General features: G+C 59.8%; 16 protein-coding genes and 1 other RNA gene. 13 read left to right on the top strand and 4 right to left on the bottom strand.

Features of this window, described 5'->3' with window-relative positions; genetic code table 11:
• Positions 1-81: 81 nt before the first annotated feature.
• Together ydiK and rprA are read left to right on the top strand one after the other, a co-directional pair.
• Positions 82-1,197, top strand: coding sequence for an AI-2E family transporter YdiK (gene ydiK / locus ACOTZC_RS02925; protein WP_023311319.1), 1,116 nt, complete (start codon positions 82-84; stop codon positions 1,195-1,197).
• A 209-nt stretch (positions 1,198-1,406) separates the two neighbouring features.
• Positions 1,407-1,514, top strand: an RNA gene (gene rprA / locus ACOTZC_RS02920) — antisense sRNA RprA.
• Positions 1,515-1,519: 5 nt separating this feature from the next.
• Here rprA and ACOTZC_RS02915 read toward each other — a convergent pair.
• The 3 genes from ACOTZC_RS02915 to ppsA all read right to left on the bottom strand — a co-directional run bounded on the left by ACOTZC_RS02915 (position 1,520) and on the right by ppsA (position 7,911).
• Positions 1,520-3,895 carry a glycoside hydrolase family 3 N-terminal domain-containing protein gene (locus tag ACOTZC_RS02915; RefSeq protein WP_126303182.1) on the bottom strand — a complete coding sequence of 792 codons (2,376 nt, stop codon included), beginning with the start codon at positions 3,893-3,895 and terminating at the stop codon, positions 1,520-1,522.
• 3 nt (positions 3,896-3,898) lie between these two features.
• The gene (locus tag ACOTZC_RS02910; protein ID WP_045401459.1) at positions 3,899-5,299 is read right to left on the bottom strand and encodes an MFS transporter; all 1,401 of its coding nucleotides are present in this window, start codon (positions 5,297-5,299) and stop codon (positions 3,899-3,901) included.
• 233 nt (positions 5,300-5,532) lie between these two features.
• Positions 5,533-7,911 (bottom strand): phosphoenolpyruvate synthase, encoded by a 2,379-nt coding sequence (gene ppsA, locus ACOTZC_RS02905; RefSeq protein ID WP_047174067.1) that lies wholly within the window; start codon positions 7,909-7,911, stop codon positions 5,533-5,535.
• Between the two features lie 335 nt (positions 7,912-8,246).
• Between ppsA and ppsR the strand changes: the two genes are divergently transcribed.
• The 8 genes from ppsR to ACOTZC_RS02865 all read left to right on the top strand — a co-directional run bounded on the left by ppsR (position 8,247) and on the right by ACOTZC_RS02865 (position 16,377).
• Positions 8,247-9,080, top strand: coding sequence for a posphoenolpyruvate synthetase regulatory kinase/phosphorylase PpsR (ppsR, locus tag ACOTZC_RS02900; protein WP_023311315.1), 834 nt, complete (start codon positions 8,247-8,249; stop codon positions 9,078-9,080).
• A gap of 152 nt (positions 9,081-9,232) precedes the next feature.
• Positions 9,233-10,279 (top strand): 3-deoxy-7-phosphoheptulonate synthase AroH, encoded by a 1,047-nt coding sequence (gene aroH / locus ACOTZC_RS02895; RefSeq protein ID WP_126303179.1) that lies wholly within the window; start codon positions 9,233-9,235, stop codon positions 10,277-10,279.
• A gap of 209 nt (positions 10,280-10,488) precedes the next feature.
• Positions 10,489-10,671, top strand: a complete 183-nt coding sequence (gene hemP, locus ACOTZC_RS02890) for a hemin uptake protein HemP (protein ID WP_032668210.1) — start codon at positions 10,489-10,491, stop codon at positions 10,669-10,671.
• Positions 10,672-10,748: 77 nt separating this feature from the next.
• Entirely contained in the window at positions 10,749-12,731 is a 1,983-nt protein-coding gene (locus tag ACOTZC_RS02885; protein ID WP_333032113.1) for a TonB-dependent hemoglobin/transferrin/lactoferrin family receptor, read from the top strand.
• Between the two features lie 35 nt (positions 12,732-12,766).
• Positions 12,767-13,795, top strand: a complete 1,029-nt coding sequence (chuS, locus tag ACOTZC_RS02880) for a hematinate-forming heme oxygenase ChuS (RefSeq protein ID WP_045401466.1) — start codon at positions 12,767-12,769, stop codon at positions 13,793-13,795.
• Complete coding sequence (locus tag ACOTZC_RS02875) at positions 13,792-14,613, top strand: heme/hemin ABC transporter substrate-binding protein (protein WP_045401468.1); 822 nt, start codon at positions 13,792-13,794, stop codon at positions 14,611-14,613. Before chuS ends, ACOTZC_RS02875 begins: the two co-directional genes overlap by 4 nt.
• The gene (locus tag ACOTZC_RS02870; protein WP_045353752.1) at positions 14,613-15,605 is read left to right on the top strand and encodes a FecCD family ABC transporter permease; all 993 of its coding nucleotides are present in this window, start codon (positions 14,613-14,615) and stop codon (positions 15,603-15,605) included. The genes ACOTZC_RS02875 and ACOTZC_RS02870 overlap by 1 nt, the downstream gene beginning before the upstream one ends.
• Complete coding sequence (locus ACOTZC_RS02865) at positions 15,598-16,377, top strand: heme ABC transporter ATP-binding protein (protein ID WP_163353710.1); 780 nt, start codon at positions 15,598-15,600, stop codon at positions 16,375-16,377. Before ACOTZC_RS02870 ends, ACOTZC_RS02865 begins: the two co-directional genes overlap by 8 nt.
• Here the strand turns inward: ACOTZC_RS02865 and ACOTZC_RS02860 are convergent.
• The gene (locus ACOTZC_RS02860; protein ID WP_063409537.1) at positions 16,344-17,267 is read right to left on the bottom strand and encodes a LysR family transcriptional regulator; all 924 of its coding nucleotides are present in this window, start codon (positions 17,265-17,267) and stop codon (positions 16,344-16,346) included. The two genes, ACOTZC_RS02865 and ACOTZC_RS02860, sit on opposite strands and share 34 nt — an antisense overlap.
• 140 nt (positions 17,268-17,407) lie before the next feature.
• Between ACOTZC_RS02860 and ACOTZC_RS02855 the strand changes: the two genes are divergently transcribed.
• Genes ACOTZC_RS02855 through ACOTZC_RS02845 form a run of 3 tightly spaced genes read left to right on the top strand, consistent with a single transcriptional unit; the run spans position 17,408 to position 19,965 of the window.
• Positions 17,408-18,115: a CoA transferase subunit A gene (locus ACOTZC_RS02855; RefSeq protein ID WP_045401475.1), complete on the top strand. Its 708-nt coding sequence runs from the start codon at positions 17,408-17,410 to the stop codon at positions 18,113-18,115.
• A 2-nt stretch (positions 18,116-18,117) separates the two neighbouring features.
• Complete coding sequence (locus ACOTZC_RS02850) at positions 18,118-18,774, top strand: CoA transferase subunit B (protein WP_023311306.1); 657 nt, start codon at positions 18,118-18,120, stop codon at positions 18,772-18,774.
• 9 nt (positions 18,775-18,783) lie between these two features.
• On the top strand, positions 18,784-19,965 hold the full coding sequence (locus ACOTZC_RS02845; RefSeq protein WP_163353707.1) for an acetyl-CoA C-acetyltransferase: 1,182 nt from the start codon (positions 18,784-18,786) through the stop codon (positions 19,963-19,965).

Genomic DNA, 19,965 nt, shown 5'->3' with positions numbered 1-19,965 from the left:
CTGAGATCATTAATGATTAAAGAGACGCGGTTTTCCGTTCCCGCCAGTCGTACTGGCGTTCTTTTAAGGAAAGTTTCATTTATGGTCAATCTTCGCCAGCCCAGGGATGTTGCGCAAATTTTGCTGTCGGTGCTGTTTCTGGCCCTCATGATTATTGCGTGTCTGTGGATTGTTCAACCCTTTATTCTCGGCTTTGCGTGGGCCGCGACCGTAGTCGTTGCCACGTGGCCTTTGCTGCTGCGCTTGCAGAAGCTGCTGTTTGGCCGCCGCGGGCTCGCCGTACTGGTCATGACGCTCCTGCTGTTCCTGCTGTTTATTATTCCGATCGCCCTGCTGGTGAATAGCCTGGTGGATTCCAGTGGCCCGGTTATTCGCGCCATTAGCAGCGGTGACCTGACGCTGCCGGATCTCGCCTGGCTGAACAGCATTCCGGTGGTGGGCTCAAAACTCTACAGCGGCTGGCATAGCCTGCTGGAGATGGGCGGCAGCGCGCTGATGGCAAAAGTCCGCCCGTATATTGGCACCACTACCACCTGGTTTGTCGGTCAGGCGGCGCATATCGGCCGCTTTATGATGCACTGTACCCTGATGCTGCTCTTCAGCGCCCTGCTCTACTGGCGCGGCGAGCAGGTGGCTTTAGGCGTTCGTCACTTTGCCACCCGCCTGGCGGGCAAACGCGGTGACGCCGCGGTACTGCTGGCCGCACAGGCCGTGCGCGCGGTTGCGCTGGGGGTGGTGGTCACCGCGCTGGTGCAGGCGGTGCTGGGCGGGATCGGTCTGGCAATTTCCGGCGTACCGTACGCCACCGTGTTCACCGTTGTCATGCTGATGACCTGTCTTGCGCAACTGGGACCGTTGCTGGTGCTGGTCCCCAGCATTATCTGGCTCTACTGGACGGGCGATACCACGTGGGGAACGGTGCTGCTGGTCTGGAGCTGCGTGGTCGGCACCATGGATAACGTGATTCGTCCGATCCTCATCCGCATGGGCGCAGACCTGCCGCTGATCCTGATCCTCTCCGGGGTCATTGGCGGATTGATTGCCTTTGGCATGATTGGCCTGTTTATTGGCCCGGTGCTGCTCGCCGTCACCTGGCGTCTGTTCTCTGCCTGGGTGCATGAAATTCCGCCGCCGGGAACTGACCCGGACGTGATTTTGAGCGAACTGGAAGAGCTGGAAGAGAAGAACACGCATTAAGGTATGCTGCCGGGTGGCGTTAACGCCCACCCGGCCTACACTCTCCCGCATGATACTTAAACGCTGCTAAAGTATTTATTCGTTGCTCACTGGTCAGACCCGCCTTTTCAGCAGTAAGTCTACTAATAACCTCAAGAATTCTTTACGTCTCTTTAACTATTGAGACGAATCCGATCGACGCTAAATAACACAATGCCTACTATTAGCACACGGTTATAAATCAACACCTTGATTTATAAGCATGGAAATCCCCTGAGTGAAACAACGAATTGCTGTGTGTAGTCTTTGCCCATCTCCCACGATGGGCTTTTTTTTATCCTGACTACGCGCGTCTGACCTCACAGGTACTGAGCATCCGCCACTCAGCAGGCAGCACCCGCGTTTCTCCTGTCGCATTGACCGTCACCGCCTCGCGGATATCCGCCGACGATGCGCCAACCTGAAGCTCAAACTCGCCCGGCTCAACGATGCGTTTTCCGTCGCGACGGGTGAAGTTGAACATCTCAACCGGCAGCGTAAAGGTGAGCGTGGCGGTTTCGCCCGGTGAGAGCGTGACGCGCTGGAAGGCCTTCAGCTCCTGAAGCGGCCGCACCTGGGTGGCGACCTTATCCCTGACGTAAACCTGCACCACCTCGCTGCCGCTGCGCTCCCCGGTATTGGTGATATCGACACTGAGTATCACCTCTCCGTCGACCGGCACGCTGCTTTCGGCGACGCGGGCTGCACCCCAGCTAAACTGCGTCCAGCCGAGGCCGAAGCCAAACGGGTAACGCGAACCGAAATGGAACGCAAACGGCGTACCGCCGCTTTTGAGCTTGTGATTGTAGTAATACGGCATCGCGCCGGCGCTTTTCGGCACGCTCACCACCAGGCGACCCTGCGGCTCCGCACGTCCGGTTAACACGTCCGCAATCGCCCAGCCCCCTTCCTGCCCCGGCCCCCAGGCCATCATCAGCGCCGCGACCTTGTCTTCCAGACCCTGCAGGTTGTATGGACGCCCCCCGGTCATCACCACAATCACCGGTTTACCGGTGGCGACCAGCGCTTCCAGAAGCTGTTGCTGCACGCCCGGCAGGTTCAGGGAATCGGTATCGGAACCTTCCCCCACGGTACCGCTCTGGAACAGCCCGGCGAGATCGCCCACGCAGGCCACCACCACGTCACTCTCCTGCGCGGCGTTCACGGCCTCGGGGATTAGAGTGGTACTTTGCGATACCGGCGACTGCTGCATCGGTTTGCCGCCGCTGTCGCCCGGGAAGACCGGCGCGCCCGCCATCCGTTTTTCGATGATGTGGCACCCTTTGGCATAGCGGACGTTCGAAGCACCGAGATACTGCTCCAGCGCCGCGCGCGGGGTCGTGACCTGCGAGGTCTCTTCCACCATATCGCTGATGATCAAATGCACCGGGAAGCTGTAGCCGCTGAGTAACGCCAGCGGATCGTCTGCCGTCGGCCCCACTACCGCGACCCGAGGTTTGCCGCCTAGCGGTAAAATGCCGTTATTTTCCAGCAGCGTGAGCGATTTCGTCGCCACCTCCCGCGCGGCCCGGCGGGTGATAGCGTTTTGCAGGTCGATACCGTTTTCATCCGCGTACGGGTTTTCAAACAGGCCAAGGCGGAATTTTTCCGTCAGCGTACGCGCCACGACCTCATCGACCTTCGCCATAGAGATCAGCCCGCGCTCTACCGCTTCCGCCAGATGCCGCGCGCAGTCGTCTTTCGGCAGCTCAACGTCCAGCCCGGCGTTGAACGCCAGCGCGGCAGATTCGGCCGCGTCGTGGGAAATCCCGTGGTGCTGGTGCAGCAGGCTGACGCCGCCGTAATCCGCCACAATAACACCGTCGAACCCCCACTGCTCGCGCAGGACGGTGGTCAGCAGGAAGCTGTCGCTGTGCCCCGGCTGGTTATCAATATCGTGGTACGCGGGCATAACCGAACCGGCGTTTGCCAGCTTGACCGCCATTTCAAACGGCAGCAGGAAGGTGTCGTTCAGCTCGCTGAACCCCAGATGGACCGGCGCATGGTTGCGCGCTCCTTCGCTGAACGAGTGACCCACGTAATGTTTCAGGGTTGCCAGCAGGTCGCGCTTATCGCCCTGTAAACCCTTCACGTAGGCGGTCGCCATCACGCCCACCAGCCAGGGATCTTCCCCGAAGGTCTCTTCGGTTCGCCCCCAGCGCACGTCTCGGGACACGTCCAGCACCGGCGCAAGCCCCTGCTGGCAGCCTACGGAGCGCGCCTCTTTGCCGATCTGCTCTGCCGCCCTCTGCACCAGCTCCGGATCCCAGGTCGAACCGTAGTTCAATGACGACGGGAAGAGGGTGGCGTCTTTGCACAGCAGCCCCACCAGACACTCTTCATGGAACAGCGCCGGAATGCCAAGACGCGTCTCTTCCATCATCATGCGCTGCAGGCGATTCGCCGCGCGCACGCCGGTTTTCGCGTCAACGATGTGGGTGCCCAGCGGCCGCGTGATCTGCCCGACGCCCAGCTTAAGCCGTTCGCTGAGCGCAGCCTGCTCGCTCACGCCGGCGAATTCGTCACTCAGATCGCTGCGCTCGCGGTGGTTGCCGTTTTCATCGAGGATCAGCCAGTACGCGTGCATCTGGGCGAACTTCTCTTCCGGGGTCATGCGCGCCAGTAAGTCGGCGACGCGCTCGTGCACGGGACGTCCCGCGTCCTTATAGATAGTCGTCATGTTTTACTCCTGTAGTGCGGAAGGGGTTGCCGGGCTGAGCTGCCCCGCTTCGGGTCTGACTTCACGCTTGCTGGCCAACTCCCGGGCGATGGAATCCACCAGCCGGCTGTTTAGCTTGTAGATGGCAAGCAGCGCGACCATGCAGAGGAACAGCGCGCACGGGATAAGGGTGAAAAGCGCGTTGATGGTCGAGAGAACGCCTGGCGACTGGGTTGCCTGGCCCGGGGCGTAATCCACCATGCCAAGCACCCAGCCGACGACCGCCCCGCCCAGCGCCAGGCCAAACTTGATGGCAAACAGCGCGGTGGAGAAAACCAGCCCGTCCAGACGACGGCCGCTCCGGTGCTCTTCGTAGTCGACCACATCGGAGAACATGGTCCACTGCAGCGGCGTGGTAAGGTTTTGAATAAAGCTAAAGACAATGTTAAGGCCAAAGATTAGCCACACCTGTGAAGGAGGCAGGAAGAAAATCAGCGCGCCGAAGATAACGAAGGAGATAATCGTCCACTGGTAGGCGCGCACGCGGTCAAATTTCCCCAGCAGTCGTTCAGATAATAATGCGCCGCTTAAGGAGGCCACCATGCCGGAAACAATAAAGGCAAAAACCAGATCCGGACGCAGCAGCACATAGTTCACGTAATACATGGTGGCGGAACCGCGCGTCACCACCGCCGTTAACAGCAAAATATTAAACAGGAACACAATACGCCACTGGCTGTTACCGGCCAGCAGTTTTAAATCGGTGAGCATGGAGCCGGAGGTATCATTGCGCGGAGAATAACGCTCTCGGGTCATCAGGAAACAGCAGAAGAACAGCACAATGCCTAACAGCCCCATCAGGCTCATGGCATAGAAATAGCCTTTCTGCACGTTGCCCTGGCCTAACAGTGAGACCAGCGGCAGGGCAATAACCGTCACGATCAGCCCGCCGATAAACGACAGGCCAAAGCGCCACGACTGCAGAGAATGACGCTCGCGCGGATCCAGCGTCAGCGCGCCGGGCATGGCGCAGTAAGGCACGTTAATCGCGGAGTAAATCAGGCTTAAAATCGCGTAGGTCACGCAGGCATAAACGATTTTTCCCGTCGGCCCAACGTCCGGCACATAGAAGGTAATGAGGCAGCTCACCCCGAACGGAATGGCAAACCACAACAGCCAGGGACGGAAACGACCGTGGCGCGTCCGGGTGCGGTCAACCAGTGCGCCAATGCACGGATCGACAAACGCATCGACCACGCGCACCACTAAAAACATGGTGCCCATAATCGCGGCGGGTAGCCCAAATACGTCTGTATAAAAATAAGCGAGAAATAAGGTTGCCGTTTGCCAGACCAGCGCGCTGGCCATATCGCCTAAGCCATAACCTATTTTATCTTTGGTACGCAATACAGAGGAGAGTGTCATTGTTATTTGCCTTTTTATCAGGTTAAAACGTATTTCAACCAGTTGCGCATCTTCTTAAGGGAAATGCGCAGTAAGGCTCAAGTATTAGCAACGGTTTGCGCGCTAACAATTGTCTAAATTGACAGACAAATTATGATATTTGGTTTTTTACTTTATTTGTGATGGGGAGCAAATAAGAAATGAAATAAAAAAGGCGAGGAATAATATCCTCGCCTTTTCGGGTCAGCGTGGCGTTACTTGTTCAGTTCCGCCAGGCTCAGCCAGGTTTGCACCACGGTGTCCGGGTTCAGGGACAGGCTATCGATCCCCTCTTCCATCAGCCATGCGGCAAAGTCTTCATGGTCGGATGGACCCTGACCGCAGATCCCGACGTATTTACCCTGCTTCTTCGCCGCACGGATGGACATGGAGAGCAGCGCTTTCACCGCCTCGTTGCGCTCGTCGAACAGCTCGGAGACCACGCCGGAGTCGCGGTCCAGACCCAGCGTCAGCTGCGTCATGTCGTTCGAGCCGATAGAGAAGCCGTCGAAGTGCTCGAGGAACTGCTCGGCAAGCAGGGCGTTGGACGGGATTTCGCACATCATGATGATCTTCAGCCCGTTCTCGCCGCGCTTCAGACCCTGACGCGCCAGCTCGTCCACAACGGCTTTCGCCTGATCCACGGTACGCACGAACGGGATCATGATTTCGACGTTGGTCAGTCCCATGTCGTTGCGCACGCGTTTCACCGCTTCACACTCCAGCGCGAAGCAGTCGCGGAAGCTGTCGGACACGTAGCGTCCGGCCCCGCGGAAGCCCAGCATCGGGTTCTCTTCTTCCGGCTCGTAGCGCTCGCCGCCGACCAGGTTGGCGTACTCGTTAGACTTAAAGTCAGACAGACGCACGATCACGCGTTTTGGATAGAAGGCAGCGCCCAGCGTCGCGATCCCTTCTGTCAGACGGCCGACGTAGAACTCTTTCGGCGAGTCGTAGCCTTTCATCATCTCGCGGATTTCGTTCTGCAGCTTCGGATCCTGGTCGTCAAACTCCAGCAGCGCACGCGGGTGAACGCCGATCATACGGTTGATGATAAATTCCAGACGCGCCAGGCCAACGCCTTCGTTCGGCAGGCAGGCGAAGTCAAACGCGCGGTCCGGGTTGCCGACGTTCATCATGATCTTCAGCGGCAGGTCCGGCATGGTATCCACGCTTGAGCTCTTCACGCTGAAGTCGAGGATATCGGCGTAGACGTAGCCGGTATCACCTTCGGCACAGGAGACGGTCACGTTCTGCCCGTCCTTCATGCGCTCGGTGGCGTCACCGCAGCCGACAACCGCAGGAATACCCAGCTCGCGGGCAATGATCGCCGCGTGGCAGGTACGACCGCCGCGGTTGGTGACGATAGCCGCCGCTTTCTTCATGATCGGTTCCCAGTCCGGGTCGGTCATGTCGGTTACCAGCACGTCGCCGGGCTCAATACGGTTCATCTCGCTGATGTCGTGGATCACTTTGACCGGACCGGCACCGATGCGGTGACCGATGGCGCGGCCTTCCGCCACGATTTTACCCTGCGCGTGCAGCGTATAACGCTCCATCACCTGACCGCGCGAGCGGACGGTTTCCGGACGCGCCTGCACGATAAACAGCTTGCCGGTGTTACCGTCTTTCGCCCATTCGATGTCCATCGGACGACCGTAGTGTTTTTCGATCTGCACCGCCTGCTTCGCCAGTTCCTGCACTTCGGCGTCGGTCAGGGAGAAGCGGTCGCGCTGCTCCTGCGGTACATCTTCAATTTTAACCTGCTTGCCATGCTCCTGGGTCGGGGCATAGATCATGCGGATTTTTTTCGAGCCCATGGTGCGGCGCACCACCGCCGGACGGCCAGCGGCCAGCGTTGGCTTGTGGACATAGAATTCGTCAGGGTTTACCGCACCCTGCACCACCATCTCACCCAGACCCCACGCGGAGGTGATAAACACCACCTGGTCGAAGCCGGATTCGGTATCAATGGAGAACATCACGCCGGATGAGCCCACGTCCGAGCGCACCATGCGCTGCACGCCAGCGGAGAGCGCCACGCCGCGATGGTCATAGCCCTGGTGCACGCGATAGGAGATGGCGCGGTCGTTGAACAGGGAAGCAAACACGTGCTTCACCGCCACCAGCACCGCATCGTAACCCTGGACGTTCAGGAAGGTTTCCTGCTGCCCGGCAAACGAGGCGTCCGGCATATCTTCTGCGGTCGCAGAGGAACGTACGGCAAAGGAGGCCTGCGCGTCGTCAGCAGAGAGCTGGTCGTACGCGTCGTGAATGGCTTTTTCCAGTTCCGGCTGGAAAGGTGTGTCGATGATCCACTGGCGGATCTGCGCCCCGGCTTTGGCAAGCTCGGTGACGTCATCAATATCCGTTTTATCCAGCAGGTCGTAAATGCGCTGGTTAACACCGCTCTGGTCTAAAAACAGGTTAAAGGCATCGGCGGTGGTGGCAAACCCGTTCGGTACGGAGACACCCATACCTGACAGATTTGTAATCATTTCACCCAGGGAGGCATTTTTGCCCCCAACTCTGTCTACATCATTCATGCCGAGTTGGTTATACCAAAGCACCAGCGGTGACGAGCCATTGTTGGACATCGAAACAATCCTTTTGTGATATTTGATCGGAGTAAGTAACACCTGACTACGTATTTATACTGGCATATTTATTTCCGCTAAAAAAACGGTGAATCGTGTAAGCAATTTAAAATTTCAACTTTTCGGATACTTTCCCATCAACGATTAACCCGATGATTCCTCTATATTCAGCCAGAAACCCCAAAAATAAAGTCGCTATTTGAAAAATGAAATCCACTTTTCAGGAAAATCAAAAACAGCGTTTCATTCATAATTAGGATAAGTTCTTTGCTGTGTAATTTACTTTTTTAATTTATGCTTTCAGACAATTAGGTCTGATATTCAGGGTGAGTAAAATGGATAGTGCTGTCGATCGCCACGTTTTTTATATTTCTGATGGTACGGCGATCACCGCCGAGGTGCTGGGCCACGCGGTGATGTCGCAGTTTCCCGTCTCGATTAACAGCATCACGCTGCCGTTTGTTGAAAACGAGAGCCGCGCCAAAGCGGTGAAGGACCAGATTGACGCCATCTACCAGCAGACCGGCGTCCGCCCGCTGGTGTTCTACTCTATCGTGATCCCGGAGATTCGCTCCATCATTCTGCAAAGTGAAGGCTTCTGCCAGGATATCGTACAGGCGCTGGTGGCTCCGCTGCAGAGCGAGCTGAAGCTCGACCCGACCCCGATTGCCCACCGTACCCACGGGCTGAACCCCGGCAACCTGACCAAGTACGACGCGCGTATCGCCGCTATCGACTACACCCTCGCCCACGACGACGGTATTTCGCTGCGAAATCTCGACCAGGCGCAGGTGATCCTGCTTGGCGTGTCGCGCTGCGGTAAAACCCCGACCAGCCTCTATCTGGCGATGCAGTTTGGCATTCGCGCCGCAAACTACCCGTTTATCGCCGACGACATGGATAACCTGGTGCTGCCCGCCGCCCTTAAGCCGCTGCAGCACAAGCTGTTCGGCCTGACGATCAACCCGGAACGCCTTGCTGCCATCCGCGAGGAGCGCCGCGAGAACAGCCGCTACGCCTCCATGCGCCAGTGCCGGATGGAGGTCTCCGAAGTGGAAGCGCTGTACCGCAAAAACCAGATCCCGTGGCTGAACAGCACCAACTATTCGGTTGAAGAAATTGCCACCAAAATTCTCGACATCATGGGGCTTAATCGCCGCATGTACTAATATGCTAGTACATTAGCTCGGATTCAGGTATCATCATCTGCAACCACGGGGCGGTGTCGCCCCGAACTTGAAATCAGCAGGGATTGGTTTAAGGTGATGCCCATCACTTCCCGGTAGTCTGCCGATGAAGCAAAAATTTTCTGAGACATTCCATGAATAAAACCGATGAACTCCGCACTGCGCGCATTGACAGCCTGGTCACGCCGGCTGAACTGGCACAGCGGCATCCCGTTTCCGCCGCCGTCGCGGAACATGTGACGGCCTCCCGCCGCCGCATTGAAAAAATCCTGAACGGTGAAGACAAACGTCTTCTGGTAGTGATTGGGCCTTGCTCCATCCACGATCTGGATGCCGCGATGGATTATGCAAAACGACTTCAGGAACTGCGGGATAAGTACCAGCATCGCCTTGAGATCGTGATGCGCACCTACTTTGAAAAACCGCGTACCGTAGTCGGCTGGAAGGGGCTGATTTCGGATCCTGACCTGAACGGCAGCTATCGCGTGAATCACGGTATCGAGCTGGCGCGGAAGCTGCTTTTACAGGTCAACGAGCTGGGCGTTCCGACGGCGACCGAGTTTCTCGATATGGTGACCGGGCAGTTTATCGCCGATCTGATCAGCTGGGGCGCGATTGGCGCGCGCACCACCGAAAGCCAGATCCACCGTGAGATGGCCTCCGCCCTCTCATGCCCGGTCGGCTTCAAAAACGGGACCGATGGCAACACCCGTATCGCGGTTGATGCCATCCGCGCTGCCCGTGCCAGCCACATGTTCCTGTCGCCGGATAAGAGCGGTCATATGACCATCTACCAGACCAGCGGTAACCCTTACGGGCATATCATTATGCGCGGCGGAAAGAAGCCCAATTACCATGCCCAAGATATTGCGGCGGCCTGCGAAACGCTGGCCGAGTTCGACCTGCCGGAACATCTGGTGGTGGATTTCAGCCACGGCAACTGCCAGAAGCAGCATCGCCGCCAGCTGGACGTCTGCGATGAGATCTGCCAGCAGATCCGCAGCGGCTCGACCGCCGTTGCAGGGATTATGGCTGAGAGCTTTATCAAAGAAGGCACGCAGAAAATCGTTGCCGGACAGCAGATGGTTTACGGCCAGTCGATCACCGACCCGTGCCTGAGCTGGGAAGACAGCGAACTGCTGCTGGAGAAGCTGGCAGCTGCGGTAGATTCTCGCTTCTGATGTTATTGTCGGGTGGCGCTACGCTTACCCGACTTACGATTGTGCCCTTCTCCCTCTCCCTGTGGGAGAGGGTCGGGGTGAGGGCATCAGACCGCACCTCACCCCCAAATTTGATCCCCTCACCCTTTTTTCACAAAAACGCTTGCCGTCAATTTGCAGTTTATTGATAATGATTATCATTGTTACATTGATTGTTATTTATATACATTATGTCACGTACGGATAACAGCGCGGCAACGCCAGCAAAAACAGACACAGCACCAGCCCTTACCGAGCGTCGCATTGACAGCAAAACCCTCCTCGGCGATGAGGGACGGGTCATTATCGAGCATGACGGACAGCGCTATCTTCTGCGCCAGACCCATGCCGGAAAACTGATCCTCACAAAATAAACAACACCTAAAAATACGCCAGCCACCCAGGTGATACCCAGGCAGCCAGCGCTTTTCACTTCTTATGGAGAGTTGCTATGCCACACCTGCCTTCCGCATCTTTACGTCCGTCATTTCTGGCGCTGGCGATTGTTAGCGCCCTGCCGGGCATCGCGTTCGCCGCCACAGACGACATTACCGTCACCGCCACGGGCAACGCCCGCAGCGCCTTTGAAGCGCCCATGATGGTAAGCGTGATTGACGCCAGCGCGCCGGAGAAACAAACCGCCAGCTCGGCGGCCGATCTGCTGCGTAACGTCCCCGGTCTGACGCTGGACGGCACTGGGCGCACCAACGGGCAGGACGTCAACCTGCGCGGCTATGACCGCCGCGGCGTGCTGGTGCTGGTTGACGGCGTGCGCCAGGGAACCGATACCGGCCACCTGAACAGCACCTTCCTCGATCCCGCGCTAATCAAACGTATCGAGGTGGTCCGCGGCCCGTCGGCCCTGCTGTACGGCAGCGGCGCGCTGGGCGGCGTGATCTCTTATGACACCGCCGATGCCAACGATCTGCTCGAACCGGGTAAAAACAGCGGCTACCGCGTGTTTGGAACGGGCGCGACGGGCGATCGTAGCCTCGGGATGGGCGCCAGCGCCTATGGCCGCACCGATACGCTGGACGGTCTGGTCTCCTGGTCCAGCCGGGATCGCGGTGACATCCGCCAGAGCGACGGTGCTACCGCGCCTAACGACGAATCCATCAACAACATGCTGGCGAAAGGCAGCTGGAAAATCGACCCGGCCCAGACCCTGAGCGGCTCCCTGCGCTACTACAACAACGCCGCCCAGGAGCCAAAAAATCCGCAAACCACCGGGGCGGACAGCAGTAACCCGATGACCGACCGTTCCACCATCCAGCGCGATGCGCAGGTTGGCTACCACATTGCACCGGAAGGGTACGACTGGCTGGACGCCGACGCGAAGGTCTACTGGTCCGAAGCGCGCATTAATGCCCAGAACGTCGACGGCAGCGGTGAGTTTCGTAAGCAGACGACCAAAGGCGGCAAGGTGGAAAACCGCACCCGTCTGTTCAGCGACACCTTTGCAGCACACCTTCTGACCTACGGCGGGGAATACTATCGTCAGGAGCAGCATCCGGGCGGGGCAACCACCGGCTTCCCGGACGCGAAAATCGACTTCAGCTCCGGCTGGCTGCAGGATGAGATCACCCTGCGCGATCTGCCTGTTACCTTGCTGGGCGGCACGCGCTATGACAACTACCGCGGCAGCAGCGACGGCTACAACGATGTGGATGCCGACAAGTGGTCATCCCGCGCCGGGTTAACCGTCAGCCCAACCGACTGGCTGATGCTGTTTGGCTCTTACGCGCAGGCCTTCCGCGCGCCGACCATGGGCGAAATGTATAACGACGCCAAACACTTCTCCATTGGCCGCTTTTATACCAACTACTGGGTGCCAAACCCGAACCTGCGCCCGGAAACCAACGAAACGCAGGAGTTTGGTTTTGGCCTGCGCTTTGACGATCTGATGCTTGCCAACGATGCGCTGGAGTTTAAAGCCAGCTATTTCGATACCAAAGCCAAAGACTATATCTCCACCACCGTCGATTTTGCCGCCGCGACCACCATGTCGTACAACGTCCCGAATGCCAAAATCTGGGGTTGGGATATGATGGCAAAATATTCGGCCGATCTCTTCAGCCTCGATCTGGCCTATAACCGCACGCGCGGGAAAGACACTGATACGGGCGAGTACATCTCCAGCATTAATCCGGACACCGTCACCAGCAAGCTGGATATCCCGGTGGCGCAAAGCAGGTTCTCCGTCGGCTGGATCGGCACCTTTGCCGATCGCTCAACCCACGTCAGCAGCAGCTACAGCAAGCAGCCGGGCTATGCGGTCAACGACTTCTACGTCAGCTATAAAGGCCAGGAGCAGCTCAAGGGCGTGACCACCACGCTGGTGCTGGGCAACGCCTTTGACAAAGCGTACTGGTCACCTCAGGGCATTCCGCAGGACGGTCGTAACGGCAAGATTTTCGTAAGCTATCAGTGGTAATTCCCTTCGGGGCAACTATTCAGAAGGAAGAGACAATGAATCACTACACGCGCTGGCTTGAGCTAAAAGAAGCCAATCCGGGTAAGTACGCGCGCGACGTCGCGGGGTTAATGAACATCAGTGAAGCAGAGCTGACCTTTGCCCGCGTAGGTCACGACGCCTGGCGACTGCGCGGTGAAATCCGCGAGATCCTGGGCGCGCTGGAGGCGGTGGGCGAAACCAAATGTATCTGCCGCAACGAATACGCCGTACACGAGCAGGTCGGGAAATTTACCAACCAGCACCTGAACGGCCACGCCGGGCTGGTGCTGAACCCGCGCGCGCTGGATCTGCGCCTGTTCCTCAATCAGTGGGCGAGCGCGTTTCACATCAGTGAAGCCACCGCCCGCGGCGAGCGGCAGAGCATTCAGTTCTTCGACCACCAGGGCGATGCCCTGCTGAAGGTCTACGCCACGGATTATACCGACGTTTCAGCCTGGGGCGACGTGCTGACCCGCTTTATCTTTGCCGAGAATCCTCCGCTGGCGTTGAAGATGGCCGATGCCCCGGCTCATGCAGAAAACGCAAATGCTGCTCTCGTGGATAACGAGTGGCGCGCCATGACCGACGTTCATCAGTTCTTCAGCCTGCTCAAGCGCCATAACCTCAGCCGCCAGCAGGCGTTTCGCCTGGTGGGTGACGATCTGGCCTGCCGGGTAGAAAACACCGCGCTGGCGCAGCTCCTGGAGACGGCGCGTCGGGACGGTAACGAAATCATGGTCTTCGTTGGCAACCGCGGCTGCGTGCAGATCTTCACCGGCGCGGTGGAAAAGCTGGTGCCAATGAAAGGCTGGCTGAACGTCTTTAACCCAACCTTTACTCTGCATCTGCTTGAAGGATCCATTGCGGAAACGTGGGTCACGCGCAAGCCGACGGCTGACGGGCATGTCACCAGCCTGGAGCTGTTTGCCGCCGATGGAACGCAAATCGCACAGCTGTACGGCCAGCGTACGGAAGGCGAACCGGAGCAGAGCCAGTGGCGCAGCCAGATTGACGCCTTAACGGCGAAAGGGCTGGCCGCATGAAACGGTGGCTTGCCCTGCTCAGCGCCCTGCCCCTGCTGGCGTTTGCTGCGCCGCAGGAGAAAATCGTTACCCTCGGCGGCGACGTCACCGAGATTGTCTACGCCCTCGGCGCGGCGTCTTCCCTGGTGGCGCGCGACAGCACCAGCCAGTGGCCGCAGGCGGCGAATTCACTGCCTGACGTGGGCTATCTGCGCCAGCTCAATGCGGAAGGGATCTTGTCCATGCGCCCCACGCTGGTGCTGGCCAGCGCCCAGGCGCAGCCGTCTCTGGCGCTAAAGCAGGTTGAGCAAAGCCACGTCAGGGTGATCGCTGTTCCTGCCAGTAACGACCTGAACGTCATTGACGAAAAGGTGCGGATCGTCGCTGAAGCGACGCACCGCGAGGCCGAGGGGGAGGTCCTGCGCAGCACCCTGCGCCAGGCGCTGTCGGCGCTTCCCGCGTCGCCGCTCAATAAGCGGGTGCTGTTTATTCTCAACCACGGCGGGATGACCGCCATGGCCGCCGGACAACAGACCGGCGCGGATGCTGCCATTCGTGCGGCGGGACTGCAGAACGCGATGCAGGGGTTTACCCGCTATCAGCCGCTGTCTCAGGAAGGCACGATCGCCAGCCGACCCGATCTGGTGGTGATTTCTCAGGACGGTCTCAACGCCCTGGGCGGTGAAGCAAATCTGTGGACGCTGCCCGGCCTGGCGCAAACCCCGGCGGGACGGAACAAGCAGGTGCTGGCGATTGACGATATGGCGCTGCTGGGCTTCAGCGTGCGAACGCCGGAAGCCATCCAGCAGCTGCGTGCCAAAGCGGAGCAACTGCCCTGATGTCCCGGCGGATAGCCTTATCGTTATGGATGCTGACCGCGATCCTGACCGTCATGACCCTCGCAGCGACCGGGGTTGGGGCATTACGCCTGCCGATCAGCCTGCTGTGGAACGGCACCGACGAGGCGCTGCGTCAAATCTGGCTGACGATCCGCCTGCCTCGCGTGCTGCTGGCGCTGGCTATCGGCGGTTCACTGGCGCTGGCGGGCTGCGTGATGCAGGGGCTGTTTCGAAATCCGCTGGCGGACCCGGGACTGCTCGGCATCAGCAGCGGCGCGGCGCTCGCCGTTGCGCTGTGGGTGGTTCTTCCGCTCTCGCTGCCTGCACTGGTGATGCTGTATGCCCCGATGCTGGCGGCGTTTCTCGGCGCGCTGGCCGCCACCTTCGTGATTTTCCTGCTCAGCCGACAGCGTGATGCTTCCCTGTCGCGCCTGCTGCTGGTGGGAATTGCCATCAACGCCCTGTGCGGCGCGGCCGTCGGGGTGCTGTCATGGCTCAGCAATGATGCCCAGCTTCGCCAGCTTTCGCTCTGGGGAATGGGCAGCCTCGGCCAGGCGCAGTGGTCAACGCTGCTGGCCGTCGCGTCGCTGATGGTTCCCACCGCGCTCGCGATCTGGCGTCTGGCAGGCGCCCTCAACCTGCTGCAGCTGGGCGACGAAGAGGCACATTACCTCGGCGTGGAGGTTGCCGCCGTGCAGCGGATCCTGCTGTTGTGCAGCGCCCTGCTGGTGGCCGCCGCCGTTGCGGTCAGCGGCGTGATCGGCTTTGTCGGCCTGGTGGTGCCGCACCTGGTGCGCATGTGGCTGGGAGCCGACCACCGGGCCGTGCTCCCCGGCTCGGTGCTGGCCGGCGCGTTGCTTCTGCTGGTTGCCGATACGCTGGCGCGCAGCCTGGTCGCCCCGGCGGAAATGCCGGTCGGCTTACTGACCAGCCTTCTCGGCGCGCCGTGGTTTCTGTGGCTTATCTTTCGTCGCGGAGGTGCGCATGGCTGAACGCTATTGTGCTGAAAACCTTGTTTTTCGCGCCGGACAACGCACGCTGATTGACGACGTGTCGCTGACCTTATCTCAGGGCGAGCTGGTGGCGCTGATTGGCCCCAACGGCGCCGGGAAATCAACGCTGTTGCGGCTGCTGACCGGCTACCTTAAACCTGCGGGCGGACGATGCAGCCTGGCGGGCACACCGCTTGCGGCCTGGCAGCCGCACAGGCTCTCCAGCTACCGGGCGGTAATGCGCCAGAACACGCAGCTCGCATTTGACTGGCCGGTTGAGGCGGTCGTCGGTATGGGGCGAGCGCCCTGGACCCGCACGCCCGAGGCGTCGGTTATTGAGGAGGTCATGGACGTCACCGGCTGTTTACCGCTGGCGGGCAGGCAGTTTGCCGCGCTCTCCGGCGGCGAGCAGCAGCGCGTTCAGCTCGCCCGCGCGCTGGCTCAGCTCTGGTGCGACGGCGCGCCGCGCGGCTGGCTGTTTCTTGATGAACCGACGTCTGCACTCGATCTCTATCACCAGCAGCATCTGCTGCGCCTGCTGAAATCCCTGACCAGCCGGGGACATCTGCACGTGTGCGCGGTGCTGCACGACCTCAATTTAGCGGCGCTGTGGGCGGATCGCATCCTGCTGCTGCACGGCGGTAAAATCGTCTCCCAGGGGGAACCGGAAACCGTTTTGCAGGCCGATACGCTGGCGCGCTGGTACGGCGCGCAGGTTATCGTCGGCAGGCATCCGGCTCACGCCGCGCCGCAGGTGTTTCTTGCCCCCTGATTGGGCTGGTAAAAATCCTTCAGCGTTTCCAGCAGGGCATGCGCCGCTTTTGAGAGCTGCGTGTGCCCTGGATGGATCGCCCCGATGCACTTTTCAATCGGCGGGTTATCCAGCGGGATACAGACCGCGCCCAGCGCCGTCATCTGCGCCTCGCAGAGCGCCGGGACGGCACTACCGCCCAGCCCGCTCGCGACCATTCGCCCGACCGTCACCAGCTGATGACTCTCCAGCGCCACGTCCAGCTTTCTGCCGCTTCGCGCCAGCTCCTCCTCCATCATCAGACGTACCGCCGACGGGCGCTGCAGGGTGATGAAATCCAGCGTCAGCAGATCTTCCCATGACAGGCGCTTCTTGCCTGCCAGCGGGGAATCTTTCGGCACAATAGCAACAAACCTGTCGAGGCCCAGCGGGGTAAACAGCAGGTTGTGCGTTGGCGCGGGCTCAAAGGCGATGCCCATCTCGACCCGCCCTTCCCGCACCATCTCTATCACCTGCTCGTTAATGACATCATGCACGGTGACGTTGATCCCGGCGTGGCGATCGCGAAACGCTTTTAGCACCTCGGGCAGGACATTCGCGGCAAACGACGGCATGGCCGCGACCGAGATTTTACCGCGCTGCAGGGTAAAGCACTGGTGCATCGCCTCTTCGACGTTATCCCAGTCAGCAAGCAGCTGACGCGCCATCGGCAAAAACGTCTCTCCCTCCTGCGTCAGCGCGACCTTACGCGTGCTCCGCTGCAGCAGCGGCCCGCCGAGCGCATCCTCCAGCGCTTTAATCGTCAGGCTCAGGGCCGGCTGGGAAAGATTCAGCCGTTCGCTGGCGTGCGCGAAATTGAGAGTGTGAGCTACCGCTAAAAACGCGCGTAACTGTTTGACACTCATTCTCATTTTTTATCCTGTTAACTAATTGAAAAAATTTAGTTAACAGGAAATTAATAAAAAAACCAAATGAGTGGGTCACAAATTCAAAATTAACAAATGAGTCGCCGCCCCTAATGATACCGCCACGGTTAAGAGGAGGAATGAGGATGGCGGGACTGGATAAGCGCGTCGGCAGCTATGCGCAGGCGCTGGAAGGGCTGACGGACGGAATGACCTTGCTGGCGGGCGGCTTCGGCCTGTGCGGGATTCCGGAGAACCTGATTGCAGAGGTCAGACGCCGTCGGGTGAAAGATCTGACGGTGGTATCAAACAACTGCGGCGTGGACGGTTTCGGTCTCGGGATACTGCTCGAAACGCGGCAGGTTCGCAAAGTGGTGGCCTCTTACGTCGGCGAGAACGCTCTGTTCGAGCGGCAGGTGCTGAGCGGCGAACTGGAGATTGAACTCACGCCTCAGGGCACGCTGGCGGAAAAGGTGCGCGCGGGCGGCGCGGGTATTCCGGCATTTTACACGGCCACCGGCTACGGCACGCCAGTGGCTGTCGGCAAAGACGTGCGCCAGTTTGCGGGAAAGCACTACATCCTCGAGGAGGCGATTACCGGTGATTTCGCGCTCATTAAGGGCTGGAAAGCGGACTGGTACGGCAACGTTGTCTATCGCCATACCGCGCAAAATTTCAATCCGCTGATGGCAACGGCGGGCCGGATAACGGTCGTCGAGGTGGAAGAGATAGTTCCCCCGGGCGAGCTGCCCCCGTCAGCCATTCATACCCCGGGAATTTACGTCGACAGGCTGATTGTCGGCCAGTTTGAAAAACGCATTGAACAGCGCACCCTGCGCGCGGAAGGAGTCTGACGATGTTAACCCGTGAACAGATGGCCATGCGCGTCGCCCGCGAGCTGCGCGACGGGTATTACGTCAACCTGGGGATCGGCATCCCTACTCTGGTGGCGAACTACATTCCGGACGGGATGGACGTGATGCTTCAGTCCGAAAACGGGCTGCTGGGGATGGGGGCTTTTCCTGACGAGCGGAGCCTTGACGCCGACATGATCAACGCCGGTAAACAGACCGTGACCGCGCGCACCGGCGCGGCCATTTTCGACTCGGCCCAGTCGTTTGCCATGATCCGCGGGGGTCATGTGGATCTGACCGTGCTGGGCGCGTTTGAAGTGGACGTCGAGGGCAATATCGCCTCGTGGATGATCCCCGGAAAGATGGTGAAGGGCATGGGCGGCGCGATGGATCTCGTGGCCGGGGCGCAGAACATCATTGTGGTGATGACCCACGCGTCGAAAAGCGGTGAGTCAAAGCTGCTGCCGCGCTGCACGCTGCCGCTCACGGGCGCGGGCTGTATCCGTCGGGTCTTAACCGACCTCGCACTGCTGGAGATCGAGGACGGCGCGTTCATCCTGCGGGAATACGCCCCCGGCGTCAGTATCGACGAAATTGCGGCTAAGACGGCCGGGAAAATGATTGTGGCGGACGACGTTCGCGAGATGCGCTTCAACTGAGGACTCACGATGAAAAAGGTCATGATTGTCGGGGCAACGCGAACCCCCATTGGCAGTTTTCGCGGATCGCTCGCCCCCCTCTCTGCGGCTGATCTGGGTGCCGTCGCGGTACGTCGTCTGCTTGAAAAAAGCGGTCTTCCTGCTGAAGCGGTCGATGAGGTGATTTTCGGACAGGTGCTGACGGCGGGATGCGGGCAAAACCCGGCGCGCCAGACGGCCATCACCGCCGGATTACCCGTCAGCACGCCGGCGACAACGGTCAACCTGGTGTGCGGCGCGGGCCTAAAAGCGGTGCAGCTCGCCGCGCAGGCGATCCGCTGCGGCGACGCGGACGTGGCTATCGCTGGCGGTCAGGAGAGCATGAGCAACGCCCCCTATCTGCTGGACGGCGCGCGTTCAGGGCTGCGTTTTGGCCATACGGGCCTGCAGGACAGCATGATTACTGACGGCCTGTGGGACGCGTTCAACGATTACCACATGGGGATCACCGCTGAAAACGTCGCCCGGGAGAATGCCATTTCCCGCGAGCAGCAGGACGCCTTCGCCGCCCGGTCGCAGCACAAAGCGGCCTTTGCCATCGAAGCGGGTCGGTTTGACGCCGAGATAGCGCCGGTGACGGTAAAACAGGGCAAAAAACCGACGCTTATCGTCAGCCGTGACGAACAGCCCCGGCCTGGCACCACCGCTGAGCAGCTGGCGCAGCTGCGCCCCGCCTTTCTGCAGGCGGAAGGCACGGTTACGGCCGGAAATGCGTCAACACTCAACGACGGTGCCGCCGCGGTGCTGCTGATGAGCGGCGAAAAGGCGCGGGAGAGCGGTTTGCCAATCCTCGGTCGCATCGTGAGCTACGCCGTGACGGGCGTTGACCCGTCGGTGATGGGCATCGGACCGGTCAGCGCCTGCCGGACGGCGCTGGCGCGGGCGGGCTGGGCGCTCGATGACGTAGACCTTATTGAAGCCAATGAAGCCTTTGCCGCCCAGGCGCTGGCGGTGGGCAAGCAGCTCGGCTGGGATGAGCGTAGGGTGAACGTTAACGGCGGCGCTATCGCCCTGGGTCATCCGATTGGCGCCTCCGGCTGCCGCATCCTCGTGACGCTGCTGTACGAAATGCAGCGCCGTGAAGTCAAAAAAGGGCTCGTCACCCTGTGCGTGGGCGGCGGGCAAGGCATTGCTCTGACCGTCGAGCGTTAA

It is taken from the genome of Enterobacter cloacae complex sp. SHL009 (genome assembly GCF_049237205.1).
Taxonomy (GTDB): Bacteria; Pseudomonadota; Gammaproteobacteria; order Enterobacterales; family Enterobacteriaceae; genus Enterobacter; species Enterobacter cloacae_M.
This window is presented reverse-complemented; position numbering and strand designations above follow the sequence as displayed.

Bases quoted from the DNA above. Each gene is read 5' to 3' on its own strand.
- ACOTZC_RS02885 (WP_333032113.1), top strand. From the start codon at position 10,749: ATGCCACACCTGCCTTCCGCATCTTTACGTCCGTCATTTCTGGCGCTG.
- chuS (WP_045401466.1), top strand. From the start codon at position 12,767: ATGAATCACTACACGCGCTGGCTTGAGCTAAAAGAAGCCAATCCGGGT.
- ACOTZC_RS02850 (WP_023311306.1), top strand. From the start codon at position 18,118: ATGTTAACCCGTGAACAGATGGCCATGCGCGTCGCCCGCGAGCTGCGC.
- aroH (WP_126303179.1), top strand. From the start codon at position 9,233: ATGAATAAAACCGATGAACTCCGCACTGCGCGCATTGACAGCCTGGTC.
- ACOTZC_RS02875 (WP_045401468.1), top strand. From the start codon at position 13,792: ATGAAACGGTGGCTTGCCCTGCTCAGCGCCCTGCCCCTGCTGGCGTTT.
- ACOTZC_RS02845 (WP_163353707.1), top strand. From the start codon at position 18,784: ATGAAAAAGGTCATGATTGTCGGGGCAACGCGAACCCCCATTGGCAGT.
- ppsR (WP_023311315.1), top strand. From the start codon at position 8,247: ATGGATAGTGCTGTCGATCGCCACGTTTTTTATATTTCTGATGGTACG.
- ACOTZC_RS02915 (WP_126303182.1), bottom strand. From the start codon at position 3,895: ATGACGACTATCTATAAGGACGCGGGACGTCCCGTGCACGAGCGCGTC.
- ydiK (WP_023311319.1), top strand. From the start codon at position 82: ATGGTCAATCTTCGCCAGCCCAGGGATGTTGCGCAAATTTTGCTGTCG.
- ACOTZC_RS02865 (WP_163353710.1), top strand. From the start codon at position 15,598: ATGGCTGAACGCTATTGTGCTGAAAACCTTGTTTTTCGCGCCGGACAA.
- ACOTZC_RS02870 (WP_045353752.1), top strand. From the start codon at position 14,613: ATGTCCCGGCGGATAGCCTTATCGTTATGGATGCTGACCGCGATCCTG.
- ACOTZC_RS02910 (WP_045401459.1), bottom strand. From the start codon at position 5,299: ATGACACTCTCCTCTGTATTGCGTACCAAAGATAAAATAGGTTATGGC.
- ACOTZC_RS02860 (WP_063409537.1), bottom strand. From the start codon at position 17,267: ATGAGAATGAGTGTCAAACAGTTACGCGCGTTTTTAGCGGTAGCTCAC.
- hemP (WP_032668210.1), top strand. From the start codon at position 10,489: ATGTCACGTACGGATAACAGCGCGGCAACGCCAGCAAAAACAGACACA.
- ACOTZC_RS02855 (WP_045401475.1), top strand. From the start codon at position 17,408: ATGGCGGGACTGGATAAGCGCGTCGGCAGCTATGCGCAGGCGCTGGAA.
- ppsA (WP_047174067.1), bottom strand. From the start codon at position 7,911: ATGTCCAACAATGGCTCGTCACCGCTGGTGCTTTGGTATAACCAACTC.